This is a genomic window from Bradyrhizobium sp. P2_E8, from assembly GCF_056403875.1.
Map to the genome: position 1 here is coordinate 1 of NZ_JBFUES010001092.1, position 2,317 is coordinate 2,317.

The 2,317-nt window shown below is 66.0% G+C and carries 2 protein-coding genes and 1 pseudogene; 2 read left to right on the plus strand and 1 reads right to left on the minus strand.

What is annotated here, in order from left to right:
• Together AC1D00_RS37060 and AC1D00_RS37065 are read left to right on the plus strand one after the other, a co-directional pair.
• Window positions 1-1,032 (plus strand): bifunctional aminoglycoside phosphotransferase/ATP-binding protein (locus tag AC1D00_RS37060; RefSeq protein ID WP_477014079.1); only part of this gene is annotated, 1,032 nt, incomplete at its 5' end.
• Window positions 1,033-1,043: 11 nt separating this feature from the next.
• Complete coding sequence (locus AC1D00_RS37065) at window positions 1,044-2,018, plus strand: CHAD domain-containing protein (RefSeq protein ID WP_477014080.1); 975 nt, start codon at window positions 1,044-1,046, stop codon at window positions 2,016-2,018.
• On the opposite strand, the pseudogene AC1D00_RS37070 reads toward AC1D00_RS37065, so the two are convergent.
• A pseudogene (locus tag AC1D00_RS37070) lies at window positions 2,015-2,317 on the minus strand (poly-beta-hydroxybutyrate polymerase); the annotation flags it as partial. The gene AC1D00_RS37065 and the pseudogene AC1D00_RS37070 sit on opposite strands and share 4 nt — an antisense overlap.

Sequence of the window (2,317 nt, forward strand, 5' to 3'; positions counted from 1 at the left end):
GGCAACCATCTCGTAGCTGAAGAGATCGAGCAGGTCGACCAGGCCTCGCGCGCGATGTTGTTGCGCCTGCGACCGCTGCTCGAAGAACGCGGCCGTCAGGGATTCGTGCGCCGCTGCCACGGCGACCTGCATCTTGCGAATATCGTGTCGATCGACGACCGGCCAGTGCTGTTCGACGCCATCGAGTTCGATGCGCAAATCGCAACTGTCGACGTGCTCTACGACCTCGCTTTCACGCTGATGGACCTGCTGCACCACGATCAACAGTTTGCTGCCAATATCGTCCTGAACCGGTATCTCGACGCGACGCCACCCGAAAATCTCGATGCGCTTTCAGCCCTGCCGCTGTTCATGTCCATTCGCGCGGCAATCCGTGCCCAGGTGGCGCTGGCGCGGCTGACGCGGCCCGATGCCGACCGGACAGGAATTCTTCACGATGCACGCCGTTACTTCGATCTCGCCCGGGCTCTGATCCACCCGCCCGCCCCGCGCCTGATTGCGGTTGGGGGACTATCGGGCACCGGCAAGTCCGCCCTCGCCCGCGCGCTTGCGCCCGACGTCACGCCGCAACCGGGCGCCGTCGTGCTGCGCAGCGACGTCATTCGCAAGCAGCTGTTTCGGGTGGAACACAGCCACCGCCTGCCGCCGTCCACGTACCGACCCGAGGTCGCCGCACGCGTCTACGAGGTGCTGGTGCAACGCGCCCGACAGGTGCTGGCGCAAGGCCATTCCRCAATCGTCGACGCCGTCTTTGCAAGCGAGTCCGAACGGGACCAACTAGCCGCCATGGCCAGCCAATGCAACGTGCCGCTGAGCGGATTATTCCTCACCGCCGACCTCGCGACCCGTCAGGCGCGCATCGGCGACCGCCATGGCGATGCCTCCGATGCCACGCAAGAGGTTGCTGCGCAGCAAGAGCACTATAATATCGGCCATGTCGGTTGGGCGACCATCGATGCATCCGGGACACAAGAGCAGACACTCCAGCGTTGCCGGGACGCGATCACAAGGCAAATAAGGCAATCTGATTGACGCGGGCAAGGATGTCGCGACCCACCACGAGTTCGACCGCGGCCGCGCGCGCCAAGCCGGCGGCGCGGCGCAATGCCCTGCCCGGCCGCCTTAGCCCCGGCATGGCCTGCGATACGGCGTTCCGGATCATCGCCCGCCGCCACCTCGATGCCGTCCTCGCCCAGCACGACGGCACTTGCCGCGGCGATCCCGACGCGCTGCACCAGATCCGTATCGCGCTGACGCATCTGCGCACCGCCATCCGCTTCTTCTCGCCGATGGTGGACGACACGCATCGGCCGCACGTCTGGGCCGAGCTGAAATGGCTGAACGGCCAGCTCGGCATGGTGCGGGACCTCGACGTGGCGATCGAGCGGGTCGTCGCCGAGAGTGGCGACGAGCTCGCCGTGATCGCCGAGCTCCAGCACTGGGACGACAAACGCGCCGAGAGCCACCGCCTGCTCGCGCGGGCGCTGCAATCCGCCCGCTACAGGCGCCTGGTCGAGGAGACCTCGGCCTGGATCGAGAGCGGGCCCTGGTYGACCCGGCGCAGCAAGGAAGCCTTCAGGCTGCGCCGCTGCTCGCTCGCCGACCACGCGACGGCGCGGCTGACCGAGTGGGAAGAGACGCTGCTCAGGAAGGCCCGCAAGCTGCGCAAGCTCGATGTCGAGAAACGACACAGGCTGCGGCTTCTCAACAAGCGGCTGACCTATTCGATCGAGTCGCTCACGGACCTGTTCGATGACGACACCCTGACGAAGCAGAAGTCCATCCTCAAGCAATTGCGCAAGGCGCAAAGGTCCCTCGGACAATTGAATGACGATGCGCGCGGGCAAGCGCTGGCAGCGTCGCTGAACGGCGCCGGCCCCGAGGCCGGCATTCGCTTCCTCGACCGCAAGCGGGAAAAGAAGCTGCTGCGGACCGCCTCTACGGCCTACCGGAAACTGGACAAGGCCAAGCCCTTCCGCTCGTCAGACCTTGCGCCGAACGCGGAGCCTAAGGATTAGGTGTGGACGTAGTCTCCCGGCGCGTCGGGCAGGSCGTCAACGCCCCCGACACCGATCGACGGTGGATCGCAGGGCGCGCCTGAGCGCGCCGCCAGCCATTTTGCCCATTCCGGCCACCACGATCCCTCAACATGCGGCGCCAGCTTCAGCCACTCGTCCGGGCCGACATAAGGCGCATCCGCAGCCTTGGTCATGACCTGATAGTTGTGCCAGGGCTCGTCGGGAGGCGCGACGACGCCGGCATTATGACCGCCGCTGGTCAACAGGAACGTCACGTCCGCATCGGCCTGATAGTGGAT